The organism is Kitasatospora sp. NBC_01302 (genome assembly GCF_035976515.1).
Classification (GTDB): domain Bacteria; phylum Actinomycetota; class Actinomycetes; order Streptomycetales; family Streptomycetaceae; genus Kitasatospora.
Genome location: NZ_CP108404.1, coordinates 984,557 through 1,003,763 on the forward strand (window position 1 = coordinate 984,557; position 19,207 = coordinate 1,003,763).

Annotated in this window: 17 protein-coding genes and 1 pseudogene; 12 read left to right on the plus strand and 6 right to left on the minus strand. The window is 73.8% G+C overall.

The features are described 5' to 3' along the window. Positions 1 to 10 precede the first annotated feature (10 nt). Positions 11 to 214 carry a DUF6229 family protein gene (locus tag OG294_RS04440; protein ID WP_327065059.1) on the minus strand — a complete coding sequence of 68 codons (204 nt, stop codon included), beginning with the start codon at positions 212 to 214 and terminating at the stop codon, positions 11 to 13. Between the two features lie 127 nt (positions 215 to 341). After that, positions 342 to 833 carry an FBP domain-containing protein gene (locus OG294_RS04445; RefSeq protein WP_327065060.1) on the minus strand — a complete coding sequence of 164 codons (492 nt, stop codon included), beginning with the start codon at positions 831 to 833 and terminating at the stop codon, positions 342 to 344. A gap of 70 nt (positions 834 to 903) precedes the next feature. Between OG294_RS04445 and OG294_RS04450 the strand changes: the two genes are divergently transcribed. Together OG294_RS04450 and OG294_RS04455 are read left to right on the plus strand one after the other, a co-directional pair. Then, the gene (locus OG294_RS04450; RefSeq protein ID WP_327065061.1) at positions 904 to 1,473 is read left to right on the plus strand and encodes a TetR/AcrR family transcriptional regulator; all 570 of its coding nucleotides are present in this window, start codon (positions 904 to 906) and stop codon (positions 1,471 to 1,473) included. Between the two features lie 79 nt (positions 1,474 to 1,552). Then, on the plus strand, positions 1,553 to 2,734 hold the full coding sequence (locus OG294_RS04455) for a GDSL-type esterase/lipase family protein (protein ID WP_327065062.1): 1,182 nt from the start codon (positions 1,553 to 1,555) through the stop codon (positions 2,732 to 2,734). A gap of 42 nt (positions 2,735 to 2,776) precedes the next feature. Here OG294_RS04455 and OG294_RS04460 read toward each other — a convergent pair whose 3' ends face one another. Then, on the minus strand, positions 2,777 to 3,397 hold the full coding sequence (locus tag OG294_RS04460) for a hypothetical protein (RefSeq protein WP_327065063.1): 621 nt from the start codon (positions 3,395 to 3,397) through the stop codon (positions 2,777 to 2,779). A gap of 108 nt (positions 3,398 to 3,505) precedes the next feature. Then, on the minus strand, positions 3,506 to 3,844 hold the full coding sequence (locus OG294_RS04465; RefSeq protein ID WP_327065064.1) for a class I SAM-dependent methyltransferase: 339 nt from the start codon (positions 3,842 to 3,844) through the stop codon (positions 3,506 to 3,508). Between the two features lie 154 nt (positions 3,845 to 3,998). On the opposite strand from OG294_RS04465, the pseudogene OG294_RS04470 reads away from it, so the two are divergent. The 3 genes and pseudogenes from OG294_RS04470 to tgmC all read left to right on the plus strand — a co-directional run. Continuing rightward, a pseudogene (locus OG294_RS04470) lies at positions 3,999 to 4,732 on the plus strand (recombinase family protein); the annotation flags it as partial. Next, entirely contained in the window at positions 4,695 to 5,633 is a 939-nt protein-coding gene (gene tgmB, locus OG294_RS04475; protein ID WP_327065065.1) for an ATP-grasp ribosomal peptide maturase, read from the plus strand. The pseudogene OG294_RS04470 and the gene tgmB, both read left to right, overlap by 38 nt. Positions 5,634 to 5,656: 23 nt before the next feature. Continuing rightward, a complete protein-coding gene (tgmC, locus tag OG294_RS04480) occupies positions 5,657 to 6,745 on the plus strand; it encodes an ATP-grasp peptide maturase system methyltransferase (protein ID WP_327065066.1) in 1,089 nt (362 codons plus the stop codon). A gap of 106 nt (positions 6,746 to 6,851) precedes the next feature. On the opposite strand, the gene OG294_RS04485 is transcribed toward tgmC, so the two are convergent. Next, entirely contained in the window at positions 6,852 to 7,226 is a 375-nt protein-coding gene (locus OG294_RS04485; RefSeq protein WP_327065067.1) for a VOC family protein, read from the minus strand. A 313-nt stretch (positions 7,227 to 7,539) separates the two neighbouring features. On the opposite strand from OG294_RS04485, the gene OG294_RS04490 reads away from it, so the two are divergent. The 7 genes from OG294_RS04490 (at position 7,540) to OG294_RS04520 (ending at position 17,637) form a co-directional block, all read left to right on the plus strand. Continuing rightward, entirely contained in the window at positions 7,540 to 7,719 is a 180-nt protein-coding gene (locus OG294_RS04490) for a thiazolylpeptide-type bacteriocin (protein ID WP_327065068.1), read from the plus strand. 104 nt (positions 7,720 to 7,823) lie between these two features. Next, positions 7,824 to 10,487, plus strand: a complete 2,664-nt coding sequence (locus OG294_RS04495) for a lantibiotic dehydratase (RefSeq protein WP_327065069.1) — start codon at positions 7,824 to 7,826, stop codon at positions 10,485 to 10,487. Positions 10,488 to 10,543: 56 nt separating this feature from the next. Continuing rightward, positions 10,544 to 11,677 (plus strand): hypothetical protein, encoded by a 1,134-nt coding sequence (locus OG294_RS04500; RefSeq protein ID WP_327065070.1) that lies wholly within the window; start codon positions 10,544 to 10,546, stop codon positions 11,675 to 11,677. Then, positions 11,674 to 13,539, plus strand: coding sequence for a hypothetical protein (locus tag OG294_RS04505; RefSeq protein WP_327065071.1), 1,866 nt, complete (start codon positions 11,674 to 11,676; stop codon positions 13,537 to 13,539). The genes OG294_RS04500 and OG294_RS04505 overlap by 4 nt, the downstream gene beginning before the upstream one ends. Next, positions 13,536 to 15,431 carry a TOMM precursor leader peptide-binding protein gene (locus tag OG294_RS04510; protein ID WP_327065072.1) on the plus strand — a complete coding sequence of 632 codons (1,896 nt, stop codon included), beginning with the start codon at positions 13,536 to 13,538 and terminating at the stop codon, positions 15,429 to 15,431. Before OG294_RS04505 ends, OG294_RS04510 begins: the two co-directional genes overlap by 4 nt. A 67-nt stretch (positions 15,432 to 15,498) precedes the next feature. Further along, complete coding sequence (locus OG294_RS04515; protein ID WP_327065073.1) at positions 15,499 to 17,121, plus strand: thiopeptide-type bacteriocin biosynthesis protein; 1,623 nt, start codon at positions 15,499 to 15,501, stop codon at positions 17,119 to 17,121. A gap of 117 nt (positions 17,122 to 17,238) precedes the next feature. After that, positions 17,239 to 17,637: a nuclear transport factor 2 family protein gene (locus tag OG294_RS04520; protein ID WP_327065074.1), complete on the plus strand. Its 399-nt coding sequence runs from the start codon at positions 17,239 to 17,241 to the stop codon at positions 17,635 to 17,637. A 38-nt stretch (positions 17,638 to 17,675) separates the two neighbouring features. Here OG294_RS04520 and OG294_RS04525 read toward each other — a convergent pair whose 3' ends face one another. After that, the gene (locus tag OG294_RS04525; protein WP_327071446.1) at positions 17,676 to 19,043 is read right to left on the minus strand and encodes a cytochrome P450; all 1,368 of its coding nucleotides are present in this window, start codon (positions 19,041 to 19,043) and stop codon (positions 17,676 to 17,678) included. Between the last annotated feature and the right edge of the window lie 164 nt (positions 19,044 to 19,207).

Sequence of the window (19,207 nt, forward strand, 5' to 3'; positions counted from 1 at the left end):
TACTGCCTGGTCAGCAGCAGTAGCTGTGCAGCGAGGCGCTACAGCTGCTGCAGTGGGTGAGGATGCCTTCGTAGGACTCGGCGAGCGCGGCCTCGGCGGCGGCGCCGCCGACGTAGAGCGGGCCGGCCGGGTTGGCCAGGCCGTCGACGCCCTCGGCGCCGCTGAGCCAGGCGGCGACCAGGGCGTCGGTGCGGGATCTGGTGAACATGGTCATGTCACTCAACTCCGTTCCGGGACAGCACAGTTGTTCGGTCACGGTAGAGCGGCATCTCCACTTCAGCTGCTGCGAATTCCAGCCATATCCACAGCAGTTTTTCCGGGCCGCCGAGCCGGCCCTCGGCTCAGGCGGTCACCTTCTCGATGAACGCCGCGAGGTTGGCCACGGTGCGCTGGATCTTCTCCTCCAGGGTGAGCGACTCGTGCAGCCGCGCCCCGGCGCCCGCCTCCTTCTTGCCCCGCACGTACAGCGAGCAGGCGAGGTCGTTGCAGATGTAGCCGCCCACCGAGTTGCCCTGCTGCCCGGCCTTGCCCGCCTTGCGGGCCACCATCAGGGAGACACCGCCGGTGTGGGCGGTCAGGCAGAAGGAGCACATGCTGCGCCGCATCTGCCAGCCGGCCGGGCTCGGGCAGCGCAGCGCGACGGCCTGCGGCCCGCCGTCCAGCTCGGCGACGAGATAGGCGCGGTCCGGCGCCTGTGGATCTCGCCAGCCGAGGTAGTCCAGATCGTCCCAGGGGCGCTCGGCCAGGTCACGCGGGACGGCCAGCCGCTTCACCTCACCCTTGGTGCAGTTGACGAAGGCGGCACGGATCTCTTGCTCGGTCAGTGGCTTCATACAACGCAGGCTAATTTGCCTAAAGGCTTTAGGCAAATGCATAATCGGCACGTCGATTGAGAGGCAGGCTATGGCACGCGTAGGACTCACCCCGGAACGCCTGACCAAGGCGGGAGCGGAACTGGCCGACGAGGTCGGCTTCGACCAGGTGACCGTCTCGGAACTCGCCAGACGGTTCGACGTCAAGGTCGCGAGTCTCTACTCGCACGTCAGGAACTCCCACGACCTGAAGACCAGGATCGCCCTGCTCGCCCTGGAGGAGCTCGCCGACCGGGCCGCCGACGCGCTCGCCGGACGGGCCGGCAAGGACGCGCTGACCGCCCTGGCCAACGTCTACCGCGACTACGCCCGCGAGCACCCCGGCCGCTACGCCGCCACCCAGTACCGGCTCGACGCGCAGACCGCCGCCGGCAGCGCCGGTGTACGGCACTCCCAGATGACCCGGGCGCTCCTGCGCGGCTACGACCTGACCGAACCCGACCAGACGCACGCCGTCCGGCTGCTGGGCAGCGTCTTCCACGGCTACGTCAGCCTGGAGCTGGGCGGCGGCTTCAGCCACAGCGCCCCCGACAGCCAGGAGAGCTGGAACCGGGTACTGGACGCGATGGACGCGCTGCTGCGCAACTGGCCCGCGGCCTGAACCCGGCCCGGCCGGCCCGATCACCAGCACGCCCGACCACCATGCCCGACCACCACCACGAACGACAGGCTGAGCCCCCATGTCCCTGCCCACCGGCACGCCCGGCTGGATCACCACTCCCGTCACCGCCGACCTCCTGCGCGGCGCCCTCGACCTGGAACACACCGCCCACGGCGTCCTCCCGCACCGGCTGCCCGCCCGGGCCCGCGCCCAGTGCACCGACGGGCAGCTCGCGATGGCCGAGGCCCAGCCCTCCGGCGTCCGGCTGGTCTTCCGCACCCGGGCCACCACCGTCGAGCTGGACACGCTGCCCACCAAGCAGGTCTACGTCGGCGCCCCGCCCCGCCCGCAGGGCGTCTACGACCTGCTCGTCGACGGCCGGCTCAGCGGACAGGGCAGCGTCGACAGCGGCAACACCCTGACCATCGACATGACCACCGGCAGCGCCGAGCACCGGCCCGGCGCGCCCGGCACGCTGCGCTTCACCGGCCTGCCCGCGGACGCCAAGGACGTCGAGATCTGGCTGCCGCACAACGAGACCACCGAGCTGCTCGCGCTGCGCACCGACGCCCCCGTCGAGCCCGCACCGCACCGGGGCCGCCCGGTGTGGCTGCACCACGGCAGCTCGATCAGCCACGGCTCGGGCGCCCCGAGCCCCACCACCACCTGGCCCGCGCTGGCCGCCTCGGCCGCCGGTGCGGAGCTGATCAACCTGGGCTTCGGCGGCAGCGCCCTGCTCGACCCGTTCACCGCCCGCGCCCTGCGCGACACCCCCGCCGACCTGATCAGCGTCAAGCTCGGCATCAACCTGGTGAACACCGACCTGATGCGCCTGCGCGCCTTCACCCCCGCGGTGCACGGCTTCCTGGACACCATCCGCGAGGGCCACCCCGATACGCCGCTGCTGGTCGTCTCCGCCGTCCTGTGCCCCATCCATGAGGAGACGCCCGGCCCCAGCCTCCCCGACTTCAGCGCGCTCGCCGGCGGGCAGCTGCGGTTCCGGGCCGCGGGCGATCCGGCGGAGCGCGCGAGCGGCAAGCTGGCCCTGGGCGTCATCCGGGAGGAGCTGGCCCGGATCGTGGCGCAGCGCTCGGCCGAGGACCCGAACCTGCACTACCTCGACGGCCGGGAGCTGTACGGCGAGGCCGACTACGCCGAGCTGCCGCTGCCCGACGAGCTCCACCCGGACGCCGCCGCCCACCACCGCATCGGCGAGCGCTTCGCCGCGCTGGCCTTCGCCGCCGGTGGCCCATTCGGCTGAGGCGCGGGCGGGGCGCGGGCGGGGGCGGGGCGTGTGTGGTGGTCAGGCCAGCAGCTCGCGCCCCTGCTCGAAGAAGGCCACCACGCCGTCCACGCCGCCGAGCTCGCGCAGCGTGACCGCCGCGCCGAACGGTGCGTTCCAGAACGGCCCCTGCGGCACGGCGTGCGGGCCGACATAGGCGTACGGCTCGGCCTGGAAGGCGTCCCCCGGCGAGACGCCGTAGTTGACCTCCGCCACGGTCACCGCGATGTCGAAGTGCTCGGGCCAGATCACCGGCTCGGCCTGCGGGAAGAGCCGGCGCAGCGCAGCGTCGCCGACCGCGAAGGCCTGCACGATCTGCTGTGCGGCCTGCGGATCGACCTCGATCGGGTCGTGCGGCGCGGCACCCGAGCCGTCCTGGTAGAGCCCGGCCGGCGCACCGGGGCTCACCCCGATCGCAGCCCCGAGGGCGGCACAGGTGGTCCACTCCAGGAAGAGCCGCTCACCGGCCGCCACCAGCTCCGCACCGACGACCTGCACATGCGGCTCGGCGGTGGTGGCGAAGCCCCCGAGGGCGGCGCGCAGCCTGATCGTGCCACTGGCGCGGTACTGCGGGCCGGCCAGCACCAGCTCGGCGACGGCGTGCAGGGCGCGGCGGGTGCGGACGAGCGTTTGGATATCCATAGCGGCATGCTCCCTCACCACAACCCGCGACGTCATACCGGGTGGGCGCACCCGCGCGGCGCGAGGGGCAGGGAGCGGTCGGCTCGACCCGCACTGTTTCCCTCCGGTTCACCCTGGTGGCCGACGGGCCCAGAAGAGCGCGTGCCCCCCGTCGCCCTCCGGAACGTACTCCTCGCCGACGAGCTCCAGCCCGGCGTCCACCAGCCAGCCCCGGCTGGTGGTGGCGTCCGGGTGGCTCCACCACATCGCCGCGCCGCCACCGAGCCAGTTCTCGTCGGTGCCGGTCCACGCCCGGTGCCCGGTGGTGCAGAGCAGCAGGCCGCCGGGCCGCAGCCAGGCCGCGATCCGCCCGAGGAGCCCCGGCTGTTCCGCGAGCGGGATGTGGATGAGCGAGTACAGCGCCACCACGGCGTCGAAGCTCTCGGCTGGCAGTTGCAGGGCGGTCACGGGCGCCGGCCCGCGAGGACGCAGAACTCGTTCCCCTCCGGATCTCCCGGCACACAGAACTGGATGTTCTGGAGTGTGAGAGATGGCAGCGGCATCTGTGCTGGTCAAGGGCCCGGAAGCTGGTCAGCGGCAAGGCGCGCTCCCCAAGTGGGACATGGAAGATGCGCGCAACCCACTCTCCGGCACTGTGTTCACCGAGACCCTTCGGGGCGTCCGGTGCATCCGACTGTCCGTCCTGACGGACGAGACCACCAGCCCCGAGCGTCAGCGGGAGGCGAGCGACCACGTAGCTGGAGAGTTGCAGGTCACGTTCGGCAGGGTGACGCGCTGCGCGAAGCGGTGGACCTTGACGTCAGCGCGTCCAAGACGTCCCCGTGGGAGCGCCCGCAACTTCCTCGCTGGCTCAGCAACCCGCAGGCGTACGACGCGCTTGTGTTCTGGCGGTTCGACCGTGCCATCCGGTCCATGGGGCACATGTACGCCCTCGCCAACTCGGCGCGCGAGCACCGCAAGGTACTCATCTTCGCCGAGGGTCTGGGCGGGGGTCGGCAGGTGTTCGACTTCCGCAACCCCATGGACCCCATGGCAGAACTCCAACTGTTCATGCTGGCTTTCGCCGCATAGTTCGAATCGCAGTCCATCAGCGACCGCGTCAGCGGCGCACAGGCCGCCATGCGCAAGATGCCGCTTCGCTGGCGCGGCGGTGGCCGTCCGCCGTACGGCTACATGCCCGCCCCCATGCCCGAGGAGTTCGGCGGCAAGGGCTGGACGCTGGTGCCCGATCCGGACGCCGTGGCGGTCATCGAGCGCATCATCCGCGAGCTGCTGGAGGGCGCCACCGTGACGCCCGGTGCTGGTCTCCACCGAAACCGAGGACCCGACCGCCGATCTGGTCATAGCGGAGTTGAACCGGCGCCGGGTGCCCGTCCTCCGATTCGACCCCGGACGTGACTTCCCGACCCGCGCGACGCTGGCCGCCTCGATCACGGCTGACGGCTGGTCGGGAAGTCTCACGGTAGGCAAGCGGACCGCCGATCTCTCCCGCATCCGTGCGCTTTATCACCGGCGGCCGAACCCGTACATCCCTGACAGCGAGCACCAAGCCGACCGGTTCGCCGCACAGGAGAACCGTCGGGGGCTCAACGGAGTGCTCGGCGTGCTTCCGGGCTGTCTCTACCTGAGCCACCCGCAGGCCATCGCCCGCGCCGAGTACAAGCCCGCGCAACTTTCCCTCGCCTCCGGGCTCGGGTTGCTGGTCCCGGCGACACTGATCACCAACAACCCGGCCGAAGCGAAGCTGTTCGCCACCGCGCGACCCACGATCTACAAGCCCTTGCACGCCGGGGCTTACCACGTGGACGGTGAACCCGCCGGTATCTGGGCGGCACCGGTCGAGCCGGGGGAGATCACCGACGCCGTGAGCAACTGCGCCCATCTCTTTCAGGCGCAGGTGCCGAAGTCCGGCGACGTGCGCGCCGTGGTGGTCGGGGGGAGGGTGTTCTGTGCGCTGATCACCGCACCTCCCGGGGTGGTCGACTGGCGCAGCGAGTACCGGAACCTGAGTTACGAACCCGTGGTATGCCCCGAGCCGGTTCGGGCCGCTCTGCTCCGGTTCCTCGGTGAGTTCGGTCTGCGCTTCGGGGCGTTCGACTTCGCCGTGACCCCTGAGGGTGAATGGTGGTTCCTGGAGTGCAACCCGAACGGTCAATGGGCGTGGTTGGAGCACGCGGCGGGCCTGCCGATCACGTCCGCCATCGCCGATCTTCTGGAGAACGGAGTAAACGAGTGAGCGAGTCCGAAGGGCTGCGGGCGGTGCTGGCCGCACAGCTCAAGGAAGCGGAGGTGATCCTGACCGCCGAGTGGGAAGCGGCGGTGCTGGCTGTCCCGCGTGAGGCGTTCCTACGGGACGGCTGGTTCGAGTACGACGGCGACGGGTGGTATCGGCCCGTGTCGCTGGAGAGGTCGCCCGAGCTGATCGGCCGCGTGTACGAGGACGACACGTTGGTGACGCAGCTCGCCGGCTGCGTGGTGCCCCGGCAGGTCGAGGGCCGGTTGGCGCAGGTGCCGACGTCGTCTTCGACGCTGCCCGGCCTGGTGGTCCGGATGCTCGAAGACCTGCGGGTGCAGTCCGGCGTGTCCGTGCTGGAGGTGGGAACCGGCACCGGATACTCAACTGCGTTGCTGACGCACGTCCTTGGCGACGACCAGGTGACGTCGATCGAGGTGGACGCGGACGTGTCGGCGCGGGCGTCCGTGGCACTCGGCGGACTCGGGTACTGGCCCGAACTGGTGACCGGTGACGGGCTCGCCGGTCACGCCAAGGGAGCGCCGTATGACCGAATCATCGCCACATGCGGAGTCCGGACCGTTCCAGCCGACTGGATCGCGCAGACCCGGCCGGGTGGCGAGATCCTGGTGACCGTGGGCGGCTGGATAAATGCTTCTGAGCTGGTGCGGCTCACGGTGGCCGAGGACGGCACGGCAACCGGTCCGGTGCTCGGCGGCGGTGTGTCGTTCATGCTCGCCCGCCCCCACACGCCCCCGCCGCTCGGCATGCTGCCCCCGCTCGACCAGGGCGAGGCCCGTCCGGCGGGCATCGGCGCTGACGTGCTCGACCAGTGGGCAGCGCGGTTCGTGGCGCAGTTCGCAGCGTCCACGGCGCAGTACTTCGCCATGCCTCGGAACGGACGCACCGAGCACGTGTTGGTAGACGTGGACGGCGGGTCATGGGCCGTGGTGTTCGAGGACGGGGGCCGGTGGCTGGTCCGGCAGGGCGGGCCGGTCCGGCTCTGGGACTCCGTTGCCGAACTCATCACCCGGTGGCGCGTCGCGGGTGAGCCCACGGGCGAGCGGCTGCGGATAATCGTCAGCGCCGAGGGCCAGCGGATCGAATGGGACTGAGCGCGGAAGTTCGGGCCCTGGTCCGGTAGGCCCCATGTACGACGATGCCCCGTGCGGTCTCTCCGACTGTGCGGGGCCTCTTGCGTTCTCTGACGTGCCGGTATGCTCAGCAGAACTGGTAGTCAGGTGTGTTGGGGTCGACGAGGACCACCCAGCTCTCGTCGCCCTGGCCGACGTAAGCGGTCCGCGCGCCCAGCGCGAGCAGGCGGCCGACCTCCTCGTCCTGCTCCCGGTCGGCCGGGGAGAGGTCGATGTGGAGCCTGTTCTTGACAGTCTTGCCCTCGGGCAACCGCGCGAAGGTCAAGGTCGGCGGCACCGGGCCGCGCTGGTTCCCGGCCCCGGGCGTCACCGGCGGGCCGATGGTGACGACTCCGTCCTCGTCTTCCTCTCGCGCCTCGTAGTCGAGGACCGAGCACCAGAACCGCGCGAGAGCGTCGGGGTCGGTGCAGTCGACCGCGAGCTCGGTGAACCTACTGGTCATGGCAGAACCTCCCGGTCGGGCAGCGGATCACACCTTAGCCGCAGCGTTCGTGAACACCCCACCCGTGCCGGGAGATCCGTGCTGCCGCCGTGTCAGCGGCGCGTCATCGCGGCGCCAGTCCACGGACATACCGTGCGACAGCGGCCTGACCTGAAGCAGTATCTGACGCTCGTTCAAGCAGTGTCGGCGCCAGGCATATCGGGGCAGAAAGGCCGGTGCATTCCGGCTTAAAGTCGCTCTCGATCAGCGCTTGATCGGTTCCACCCCGGGGTAGGTCCCCGGTCCACCGCCCCCAACCGGAAGGAGATCCACCATGTCCGACCTCCACGAGACCCCGAGCTTCGAGCTGCAGGACCTCGACCTGAGCGACCTCACCGTCACCTCGCTGCGCGACAGCGCCGCACTGCCCGAGGGCGGCGCGTCGTGGGGTTCCAGCTCCTGCCAGGGCTCCTCGTCCTGTGCGCAGCAGAACCACCCGTACCCCACGGCCTGACCTCGCCGTCACGGTCCGACAGCTGACAGCTTCCTCGGGGCACCCGGCCACCACCGGGTGCCCCGAGGGCGCAGCGAACCCGGCACGAACGAAGGAGGGGTGTGATGACCACGTACGCCACGGAGCCGGCCCGCCGGGCGGTCGGCTACGCCGTTCACCGCGCACCGTACGCCCTGGTGCGCGCCACCGTGCTGTGCCACCCCGCCGAGCACCCCCGAGCCACGGCGTTCCGCGCCGAGGCATCCGAACTGACCCAGATCGAACGTGAGTTGGCCGAGCTACGGCCACTGCTGGGCGACGCCCTGTACGCCAGTGCGGCCGGCCACCCGCAGGACTTCCACCACGAGGTGGTGCTGCCGCTGCGGCGCTCGCTGCACCAGGGGCGCGAGCCCCGCCCCGCGCTGCTGCAGCGCCTCGGCGAGCTGCCCGGGCGGGTGCCCGAGCTGGCCGCCTGGCTGGCGCTGCGCCGGCGGCAGGAGGAGCTGCTCGCCACCACGGACACCACCGCCGCCCGCGCCTTGGCCGCCGAGCGCGAGGCGCTGGCGGCACTCTGCCGGGAGCCCGCGCTGGCCAGGGCGGTCGCGCTGACCAGCGCCGACCTGCTGCGAGCCGTCGAGCGCGCCGGGGCGGGCAGCACCGACAAGCGGGCCCGCAAGGAGGAGCCCGGGGTGCTGCGGTACGCCCTGCGGGCCAGCACCAAGACCAGTCCGCTCTCCTGGTTCACCGCCGTCGGCTGGGGCCTGCTGACCGCCGCGCCCACCGGACCGGGCCAACCGGACGACGCCAGCACCGAGTTGGCCACCGGCCCGCTGACCGCGGTGGTGAAGGTCAACCGGGCGCTGGTCAGCGCGCTCAGCCAGGCCCTGCTGGACTCCCCGCGCCGACGCGCCGGGCTGCCGCACCGGATCACCAGCACCGCGCGGATCAGCGACGGGCAGGCGGCCTACGCCCGCAGCCGGCTGGAGTTCGCCGGCGGCCGGTTCCTGATCAGCTCCGAGGACGAGGTCGCGCTGGCCGCCACCGGGCCGCTCTCCTTCGTCACCGAGCAGAGCCACACCCCAGCCGCACTCGACGAGTTGACGCAGCGACTGAGCGCCGCCCTGGCCGGTCCGCCGAACGGCGCGGCGGCCGCCGGCTTCCTGGCGCGACTGACCGAGGCCGGCCTGCTGCTCCCCAGCGAGCCGCTGGACCCCCAGGAGGGCGAGCCCCTGACCCGGCTGGCGCAGTGGCTGCGGTCCTGGCCGGAGGACACCGAACTCGCCGACCGGATCGAGGAGATCGCCCGGACCACCGCACGCTTCGCCCAGCTGGCCGCCGACCGCCGACCGGCCGCGCTCGCCGATCTGGAGACGCGCTGGACCGAGGTGCTGGACCGGGCGGGCCGCCCGGTGCCGGCTCAGGGCGCCGCGCTGAGCGTGCTGTCCGAGGACGTGGTGGCACCGCGGGCGCTGCGCCTGGACGGGCAGCTCAGCACCGCGGACACCGAGGCGCTCACCGAACTGACGCCGCTCGCCGAGCTGTTCGACGCCGGCCACGTGGTCCGCCGGATCGTCCGCGACCGCTTCGTGGCCCGCTACGGGGTGGGTGGCAGCTGTCCGCACCTGTGGGAGTTCGGCGCCGAGGTGACCGCGGCCTGGGAGCAGGCCTGGCAACTGCCGGTCCTGGTCCGGCAGCCCGGTGGGTTCCCCGACAGCCTTGCCGAGTTGGCCGACCTGCGGACCAGCGTGCGAGCCGCTTTCCGCGGCGGGCGGACGGCGGACGACGGCCTGCGCGACGTCGAGCTGCCCACCGGCCTGGTCCAGGGGCTCGGCGCCCGACTGCCGGCCTGGGCACTGGAACGCCCGCTCAGCTACTCCTACTTCGTCCAGCGCGACAGCGACGGCGAGCGGCTCTGCGTCAACCAGGTGTACGGCGGCTGGGGCCGGTTCACCAGCCGGTTCCTGGACGCGCTGGAACCCGGCGCCACCACCGAGGTCGCCCGGCAGATCCGCCGGGGGCTGGGCCCCGGGGTGCGGGCCGCCCAGGTCCGGCCGGTCGGCGGCTTCAACGCCAACCTGCACCCGCGGCTGCTCCCCGACGAGATCGGCCCCGACCGGCGCTGGGCATCGATCGGCGAGGCCGATCTGGAGCTGGTCCACGACCCGGCCGGCGACCAGGTGCGGCTGCGGCTGCGCGACACGGGCGAGTGGCTGGAGGTGGTGTACGCGGGCTTCCTGGCCCCCGTCATGCTGCCGCAGCGGCTGGCCCCCCTGCTGTCCGACCAGCCGCACGGCGTCGTCGACTTCCGCGCGCTGCTCCCGCAGGCCGTGCTGACCGCACCCGGCGGCGCCCAGGTGGTCCGCACGCCCCGGCTGACCTACCGCCACCTGGTGCTGCAGCGGCGTCGCTGGCAGCTGCCCGCCGAGGCGGTCGCGGCGCTCGGCGCCGAGCTGGGCGCCGACCGCGAGGTGCCGGTGGCGACCACCGCCCGCTGGCGCGCCCGGCTCGACCTGCCCGAGCAGCTCTTCCTGCGCCCGGCCCCGGCCGCCTCGACGGGCTGGACCGCCGACGATCTGCTCACTCGACTGCGCCAGCCCAAGCCGCAGTTCGTCGACCTCGGCAATGCCCTGCACCTGCGCTGCCTGGGCCGCTGGCTGGCCCGCAACCCGCACGGCGTGGTGCTGGAGGAGGCGCTGCCCGCACCCGGCGGGCAGCACCGGCCCACCCGGGCGGTCGAGTTGGTGGCCGAGACCTACCGCGCCGGCCGGCCCACCGGGCTACCGTCGTGACCGTACCCGGCCCCACCACGACCCGCCGTCCCGATCGCCGCGAGCAGGAGTCACCCGTGTCCGACGAGAGCGCCCGCGACCTGGTCGCCTACTACCACCAGCCGGTCAAGGGCCCGTTGCTGCGCGAGGCGGTCCTGCCGCTCGCCGAGCGGTACGCGGCGCAGGGGCTGACCGTCCAGGTGGAACGGCACTGGCTGCACGGCCCGCACCTGCGGCTGCGGATCGACGGCCCGCCCGAGCAGGTGGCCGCCGCGGCCGAGCAGGGCGCGAGCACACTGCGCGGCTGGCTGTACGCGCACCCCTCGCGCAGCGACCGCAGCGAGGCCGAGCTGCTCGCCGAGGCCGCGCAGGCGGGCAGCATCGAGCTGATCCCCCCGCCCTACGGCCCGGTGGTGCCCGACAACACCGTCCGGATCGAACGCGTCGACCGCACGGCGCTGCGCACCCTGCTCGGCCCCGACGGCGCCGCCCTGCGCGACGACCTGCTGCGCCTGGGCCTGCCGGCCCTGCGCGCGGGCTCGGAGTTCCTCGGCGAGCACGGCGACGGCAGCACCGCCCGGATCCAGCTGCTGGTGTCGGCACTCGCCGCGCACGCCGCCGCGCATCCCGACTCGCTGGTGGGCGGCCACTACTCCTACGTCTCGCACCTGGAGGACTTCCTGGTCCACGACGACCAGGACGGCCGGCTGCGGCAGGCCTTCGAGCAGCGCTGGCAGGACTCGCGGGAGGCGGTGACCGCCCTGGTCGAGCGGATCGCCGCCGGGGACCTGCTGGAGCGCGAGCGGCCCTGGGCCCGCTGGTCGGCCGACGCCTGGCAGCTGGCGGAGCGCCGACTGGAGGATGGCGCCGAGTTGCACGGGAGCCCGGCGGCGTACCAGGAGCGCGCGGCGGCCACCGGCGATCCGGCCCAGCTGGAGCGCTGGAGCCCCGACCTCCGCACCCGGTACAGCGAGTTCCACCAGCTGCTGCGCCGCTCCGATCCGCAGGGGTCGATGTTCCAGCGCCCCGACTACCTGGTCTACCGCGCCTGCACCAACGGCCTCTACCGGCTCTTCACCATCTGCGACGTCCGGCCGCTGGAGCGCTACCTGGCCGCCCACCTGGTGGTCCAGGCCGTGCCGGTCCTCACCGGACACCGCTGGCGCGACCGGCTGGACGAGGTCGCCACGGCCGTCGAGGCCGCCTCGTGAGCACCACGGTCGAACCCGGCACCGAGAACGGCGCCACCGACGGCGCCACGGACGACGACGCCGCCAGCGCCACGGACGACGCCACCGACGGTGTCGCCGCGCTGGCGGGTCAGCAGCTGCGGCCGGGTGTCGCGGTCACTCCCCTGCGCGACGGGCTGCACCTGCGGGGCTGGCGCGCCGCGGTCACGCTGGAGGGCAGCCGTGCGCTGCCCGCGTTGTGGCAGCTGCTGGAGCAGGCGCTGCGCACCGGCGACCACGCCGCGCTGACCGAGCGCGCCCCGGCCGGTTCGCCGCTGCGCACCGCGCTGAACACCCTGATCGACCAACTGCACGCACACGACCTGCTGGTGGTCCGCAGCGATGCCGCCTCGCCGTGGCTGCGCGCCGCCGCGGTGGACCCGACCGCGGCGGCCGCGGCCATCGCGGCGGCCCGCCCGCGGGTGCTGGCCGCCGACCCGGCGGGCCCCTTCGCCCAGGCCGCCGCCCGGGCGCTGCGCCGCGCGGGGGCCGAGCCGAGCCTCGCTGCCGGGCCCGCCGGGCTGCTCCTGCTCGCGGACGGACCGGGCGGACCAAGCGGGTCGGACGGACCGGCCGGACCGGGCGGGTCGATCGCGGTCGCGGCGCTGACGACGGCGGACGGCGGCTTCGTCACGGCGCCCGGCAGCCCCGGGCAGGCCGCTGCCGACGCCGCGGCACTCACGGCCCGACTCGGCCTGACGCCGGACGCCGGGCCGGGCACGCCGAGCACCCTCACCACCCTGGTGGCCGCGGCCGCCGCCCAGCAGCTGCTCTGCGCCGTCGCCGGGCTGCCCGATCCCGCGCACGAGGGCGAGGACCAGCGGGTGCTGCCGGACCGGCCCGCGGTGCTGGTCGCCGACGCCCGCCCGCTGCGGGCCGACCACCGCAGCTGGTTCGGCCCACAGGTGCTGGACCCCGACCGCGCCAGGCCGCTCCCCGAGCCGGCCACCCTGGAGCAGGCGCTGCGCCGGGTGACCGCCCTCGGGGACGAGCGGGTCGGGGTCCTCGCCCCGGCGCTGCCCGGCGCGCTGCCGCAGCTGCCCGTCGCGATGGTGACCTGCGCGCAGCCCGGGGGCACGCTCCTCGCGGCCGGCGCGCGCACCGATCTGGCCCGGCTGGACGCGCTCTGCCGGGCGGCCGAACTTCGGCTGAGCGACGGCGAGTCCGAGGTGACGGTCGGCGCGAGCGCGGGCCACGCCTGGGGTCGCGCGCTGCGCCGGGCGGCAGCGCGCACCGCGGCCGACGGTCGCCCCGGCGAGCTGCTGCCCCCGGAGTCCTGGGGAGCGCACCCGCAGGCCCGGCACTGGTGGCGCACCTTCGTCGAATACATCGACACAGAAAGCGAACTGATAGTCCGTCAGCTCAACACTGCGGTGTACTCCGCCACCGTCCGCGCGGCCGGCCGGCCACTGGGCCACGCGATCGAGGCGACGCCCGGCGACGCCGCCACCTTCGCGGCGCTGGGCGCGCTCGCCCGTACCATCGGCGAACGTCTCGCCCCGGCGCCCCGCCGACTGTCGCTGCCCAGTGGCGCCTCGGCCCCGCTCGCGGTCGCCGGACTGGAGCTGACCGGCTGGGAGGACGAGGGCTGGACGACCGGCTGGCTCGCGGACCTCGCCACCCGCGAGCCCGCCCTGCACGCCGACCTGCGCCGGGCCACCGCCCTGCGCGCCAGCGCCTGGACACCCGAGACCGCCGTCGACACCGATACCGCCACCGATGCCGCCACCGCCGCCGAAACCGCCGCTACCGATGCCGCCACCGCCACGGACGCCCAGGCAGTGCTCGTCGCCCTGCACAGCTGCGGCTTCACCGTCCTGCGCACCCCCGGAGCCGCCCGATGAGCGCACCGCCCGCCCTCCCCGTCCTCACCGGTGCGGCTGCCCTCGCGGCCACCGAGGGCTCGGCCGTCGTCCTGCTGGAGGAGTGGAGCCTGGGCCTGGCCGAGGAGTTGAGCCGGCACGCGCTCCAGCACTCCGTGCTGTACGTCCCGGTGCGCCGCGACGGCGCGCTGACGGTGATCGGCCCGGTGCTGCGCCCGGGGGCGGCGGCCTGTCTGTGCTGCACCGACTACCAGCGACTGGCCACCACCGGCGGCCGGGTGCCTTGGCAAAGCCCGCAGTTGGCGCTCGCCGGGCCGGCCGCACCGGCCCTCGACGAGGCCGCCATGGCACTGGCCGCCGACCTGCTCGCCGACCCGGATGCGCCACCGGACCCGGCCGTGGACCGCCCCGGCGCGACCGTTCACCTACTGCACGGCGCCCGGGCCACCTGGTCCACCCACCGGATCCGTCCGATCGGCGGCTGCCCGGTCTGCGCCCCGCTGCCCGCCGACGCCCCCGCGGACGCCGAACTGCCGCGCGTCGCCCGTCCGATGGCCGACCCGACGGTACTGCGCGGCCCCAACTCCCGTACCGGCGCCGCCGGCTTGCGCGGCGCCCTGTACGACACCCGGTTCGGCCCGGTCCGCCGGCTGATCCGCACCGAGGACTCGGCGTTCAGCCTGACCAGCGCCTACCCCACCGACGGCCGGGCGGTGGACGACGGCGGCTACGGCCGTGCGGACGACTTCGAGAGCAGCGAACGCGTGGCGCTCTTCGAGGCCGTGGAGCGCTACACCGGGATGCGCCCGACCGGCCACCGCACCGTCCTGCGCGCCTGCTACGAGCAGTTGGGCCCCGACCGCGCGGTGGACCCGGCACGGCTGGGCCTGCCCGACCCCGCCTACCACGGCCACCCGGCGAGCCGCACCGTCCCCTACACCCCGCAGCTGGAGCTGGACTGGGTGCACGGCTGGTCGCTGACCCGGGAGCGCGCACTGGCCGTCCCCGAGCACGTGGCCTACTGGGACGTCCCCGACCCCGACCGGCCGCGTGTCGTCTACGAGTCCTCCAACGGCTGCGGGCTCGGCAACAGCCCCCAGGAGGCCGTGCTGTACGGCCTGTTCGAGGTCGCCGAGCGGGACGCCTTCCTGATGGCCTGGTACACCGCCACCCCGCTGCGCCGGATCACGCTGCCCGCCGACGACCCCGGGCTGCGGCTGCTCGCCGACCGCACGGCACTGCTCGGCTACCAGTTGCTCCTGCTGGACGCCACCAACGACTTCGGCATCCCGGCTGTCCTCGCCGTCTGCCGCTACCAGGGCGAACACCCGGAGGCACCAAGGGTGTTCCTCGCCGCCGGCGCCCACCACGACCCGCGCAGCGCGATCCGGGCGGCGGTGGTCGAGGTGGTCACCACCGTGCACGCCTGCGCACGCCGCTCGCAGAGCGAGGAGCAGCCCTACGCGCCCGAGCGGCTGCGACCGATGCTGACGCAGCCGGAGCTGGTCCTGGGCCTGGAGGACCACGTCGGCGTGAACACCCTGCCCGAGGCGCAGTCGCGGCTGGCCTTCCTGTTCGCCGACACGCCGGAACTGGACTGGCGCGAGGCCTGGCCCGGGGCCCCGGAGCCGGTGCCCGACCTGACCGAGCTGCTGGAGCGCACCGTCCGGCGGCTGGCCGGGCTGGACCTGGAGGTGATCGCGGTGCGCCAGGACGAACCCGGGATCCGCGACCAACTCGGCCTGTACAGCGCGAAGGTCGTCGTGCCCGGTTCGCTGCCGATGACCTTCGGCCACGTCAACCACCGCACCCGCGGACTGCCCCGGCTGCTGGAGGTCCCGCACCGGCTCGGCCGCACCGAACGGCCGCTGTGCTACGACGAATTGACGATCCATCCGCACCCGTTCCCCTGAGCCTGCGCCGCCCCCACCGCACCAGCGCCCAGACCGCCCCCGCGATGCCGACAGACCGAGGACCCTCATGCCCGACTGGGACAGCTTCCACCTCCACCTGCACAGCGGTACCGCGGCGGTGGACGGCTTCCTCACCGCCGAACTGGCCCCGCTGCTCGACGGCCTGGTCGCGGAGGGGCGGGCCTCGGCCTGGTTCTTCATCCGCTACGGCGAGGGCGGCCCGCACCTGCGGATCCGGGTGCGCGACCTGAGCCGGTCCGACTCCGCCGAGCTGGCCGCCACGCTGGGCCGGCTCGGCAAGGCGCTGCCCTCCCTAGACGGCCCCTGGGAATCGAGCCACGGCGAGCTGCGGCTGGTGCCCTACGTCCCCGAAACCGAGCGCTACGGCGGCGAGTCGGCGCTGCCGGAGGCCGAGGAGGTGTTCGCGCTCTCCTCCCGGGTGGCGGTGCTGGCGCTGGAACCCGGGCCGGGCGCCTCCCAACGCCTCGCGCTGGGCATCGACCTGGCCCTGACCACCGCGCTCGCGCTCGGCCTGGACCGGCTGTCGGGCGCCCAGTGGCTGCGCAGGCAGGCGTCGGGCTGGCGCTGGGTGACCGAAGTCCCGGTGCTGCCGGGCGCCACGGTGCACGCACGGGTCAACTCCGTCTTCGCGCTCCAGCACCAGGCCCTGGTGGGCCGTGCCGAAGCCCTCTGGACCGACCCCGCGCAGCAGGCCGCCCCCTGGCTCACCCGCTGGGCGGAGCGGGTGCGCGCCGCCACCGTCCGCGAGCCGTGGGTGTGGGCCTCCCACCTGCACATGCTCTTCAACCGCCTCGGCATCACCCCCGACGAGGAGCGGGCCGTCTGCCGGCTGGCGGCCCGCGCCCTGCTGGACGCGGGCGAGCCGCCCTCCTTCTTCCCCGAGGGCCACCGCGCCCCGGACCACCAGTACCTGGAACGCAGCAAGTTCCAGGCCGGCCGCCCCCAGGACAGCGCGCTGCGACTGCTGCCACCGGAGGCGTCGACCGCGCTCGGCCGCCCCGGGCCGCGCGATGTCGCGCTGCCCGCCGGCCCGCCGCCCACGTCCTCGCTGCACCAGGCGCTCACCGAACGGGTCACCGCGCGCGGCCAGTTGACCGGACCGCTGGCCGCCGACACACTGGGCACCCTGCTCTGGTCCACCCTCGCCGAGAGCCACCACAGCGAGCGGCTGCTGCCCGACGGCACCCGCTACGTCGCGGCGCACCGTCCCTACCCGAGCGCCGGCGCGCTCTACACCGCCCGGCTGCGCCTGATCGCCCTGGACGTCCCGGGCCTGGCCGCCGGCACCTACGACTGCGTCCCCGAACAGCGCGCGCTGCGACCGATCGGCCCCGCCCCGAGCATCGACGAACTCACCGCGCTCTCCTCCTACTTCTCCCGCCCCGCCGGCGATCCCGACCTGGTGGGGATCGCCGAGGTGCCCGCGGTGCTGGGCCTGCACCTGGAGTTCGGCCTGCTGCGCGGCCGCTACGGCCTGCGGGCGCTGCGCCTGGGCCTCCTGGAGGCCGGTCACCTCGCCCAGACGCTGCTGCTCACCGCGACCGCGCTCGGCCTGCGCAGCGTGCCGCTGTCCGGCTTCCTCGACGACCTGGCCCACGAGCTGTTCGGCCTGGACGCCACGGACCAGCCGCTGCAGTACCTGCTCCCGCTGGGCCGGCGCACCGACTGAGCGAGCGGGGCCGCGCCGCGCGCCCACCGCGCGGGGCGGCCCGGCCAGTGCCGCGTCCGCCGGGCTCCCTGCCGCGGCTGCGCCCCGGGCTCCGGGCTCAGGTGCTACTGTCCCGCCATGTCCAAGATCGAGATAGACGCGGCAACTGCCGAGTTCTTCGGCGCCTTTGACAACCGCGGCGGCCGGTCCGCCGACGTGGACCGGATCCGCCGGCTGATGCTGCCGAGCGGGGTGATCGTCAACACCGGTGCGCACTTCACCGTCTACACGGTGGAGGAGTTCATCGAGCCCCGCCGGCAGCTGCTGAGCGAGGGGCGGCTGGTCGAGTTCTCCGAGTGGGAGACCTCCGAGCGCACCGACATCGCGGGCGACATCGCCTGCCGGTTCGGCGAGTACCGCAAGTCCGGGACCCTGGACGGCGAGCCGTACGAGGGGGTGGGGACCAAGACCTTCCAGTTCGTCCGCACCCCGGAGGGCTGGCGGATCGCCGCGTTCTCCTGGTACGACCAGCCCTGACCACCGTACGGCCCGCCCCCGGGGGGTGGGCGCCGCCGTCAGCGGCGGAACAGCCCGGTCAGCGTGCGCCACCAGCCGCGCCGCTGCCGGGGGATGCCGACGGTCCCGGCGACGCCCGGCGCGGCCTGCGGCAGCCGCGGCAGCGCGGGCGCGTCCGCCCCGAGCGCCGGCGGCGGCTCCTCCTCGTCGGGCGTGCGCGGCTCGAAGTACACCGGCAGCCCGGCCAGGTGACGGGAGATCCAGGCGGAGGTGTAGGTCAGCTCCTCCTCCTCGACGGCGAGTTGGATGTCCGGCAGCCGGGTGAGCAGGATGTCGATGCCGGTCTCCGCGATCGCCCGGCCGATGTCCTGGCCGGGGCACTCGTGCGGGCCGCTGCCGAAGGACAGGTGGGAGCGGTTGCCGTGCAGCGGCGTCGACAGGTCGGGGCGGACGACCGGGTCGGCGTTGCCGGCCGCCAGGCCGAGCAGCAGCATGTCGCCCTCCTTGATCCGCCGCCCGCCGAGCTCGGTGTCCCCGGTGGCCCAGCGGCCCGCGACCAGCGACATCGGCGGGGAGTCCCACAGCACCTGGTCCAGCGCCTCGGACAGGGTCATCTGACCGCCCGACAGATGGGCCCGGAACCGCTGGTCGGTGAGGACCATCTTCAGGGTGTCCGCGATCAGGTTGACGGTCGTCTCGTTGGCGGCGAGCAGCACCACCCGCAGGTGCTCCAGCACCTCGTCGTCGCTGAGCCCGGCGCTGTGCTGCATCAGCCAGGACACCAGGTCGGCGCCGGGCGCCACCCGCTTGCGGTCCATCATCCGGCGCAGCGTGGCGACCACGTAGTCGTTGCTCGCGATCGCCGTCTCGGTGCCCTTCATCAGGTCCCGGGCCGCCTCCACCAGCCGGGGGCCGTACTCCTCGGGCATGCCGACCAGTTGGGTCATCACCAGCATCGGCAGGTGCTCGGCGAACTGGGAGACCAGCTCGGCCCGGCCGGTGGGGCCGAAGTCCTGGACCAGCTGGTCGGTGAAGCGGGTGACGTGGCGCCGGATCCCGCGCCGGTCGAAGCGGTTCAGGCTGTCGGTGACCGCCTGGCGCAGCCGCCGGTGCTCCTCGCCGTCCGCGAACACGCACAGCGGCTGCCAGGCGATCACCGGCATCAGCGGGGAGTCCGGGGCGACCTGCCCCTCCTGGAAGGCCCGCCAGCGGCGCGAGTCGCGGGAGAACCGGGAGGGCGTGCGCATCGCGGTGAGGTTCGCGGAGTGGCCGACGATCAGCCAGGCCGGCAGGTCGCCGTGCAGCAGTACGGGCGCCACCTCGCCGTACTCGGCCCGCAGCTTCTCGTACAGGCCCACCGGGTCGGCCTCGGCCTCGGGCCCGTAGAGCCGCCGCAGGCCGCCTGCGCCGCGCCCGGCTGTCTCGATTCCGCCTGCGGCGAGTCCGGCGACGGCGAACCCGTCGGCAGCGAACCCGCCGACGCCGAGTCCGTCGGTGTCGAAGCCTGGGTCGAACCCGCTGTCGTACCCGGCGGCGTCGAGCCCGTGGGCGGGGCAGCCCGGCGGCGGGGTGAGGGGAGCGTCGTCAGAAA

Bases quoted from the DNA above. Each gene is read 5' to 3' on its own strand.
- OG294_RS04440 (WP_327065059.1), bottom strand. From the start codon at position 214: ATGACCATGTTCACCAGATCCCGCACCGACGCCCTGGTCGCCGCCTGG.
- OG294_RS04445 (WP_327065060.1), bottom strand. From the start codon at position 833: ATGAAGCCACTGACCGAGCAAGAGATCCGTGCCGCCTTCGTCAACTGC.
- OG294_RS04450 (WP_327065061.1), top strand. From the start codon at position 904: ATGGCACGCGTAGGACTCACCCCGGAACGCCTGACCAAGGCGGGAGCG.
- OG294_RS04455 (WP_327065062.1), top strand. From the start codon at position 1,553: ATGTCCCTGCCCACCGGCACGCCCGGCTGGATCACCACTCCCGTCACC.
- OG294_RS04460 (WP_327065063.1), bottom strand. From the start codon at position 3,397: ATGGATATCCAAACGCTCGTCCGCACCCGCCGCGCCCTGCACGCCGTC.
- OG294_RS04485 (WP_327065067.1), bottom strand. From the start codon at position 7,226: ATGACCAGTAGGTTCACCGAGCTCGCGGTCGACTGCACCGACCCCGAC.
- OG294_RS04490 (WP_327065068.1), top strand. From the start codon at position 7,540: ATGTCCGACCTCCACGAGACCCCGAGCTTCGAGCTGCAGGACCTCGAC.
- OG294_RS04495 (WP_327065069.1), top strand. From the start codon at position 7,824: ATGACCACGTACGCCACGGAGCCGGCCCGCCGGGCGGTCGGCTACGCC.
- OG294_RS04510 (WP_327065072.1), top strand. From the start codon at position 13,536: ATGAGCGCACCGCCCGCCCTCCCCGTCCTCACCGGTGCGGCTGCCCTC.
- OG294_RS04515 (WP_327065073.1), top strand. From the start codon at position 15,499: ATGCCCGACTGGGACAGCTTCCACCTCCACCTGCACAGCGGTACCGCG.
- OG294_RS04520 (WP_327065074.1), top strand. From the start codon at position 17,239: ATGTCCAAGATCGAGATAGACGCGGCAACTGCCGAGTTCTTCGGCGCC.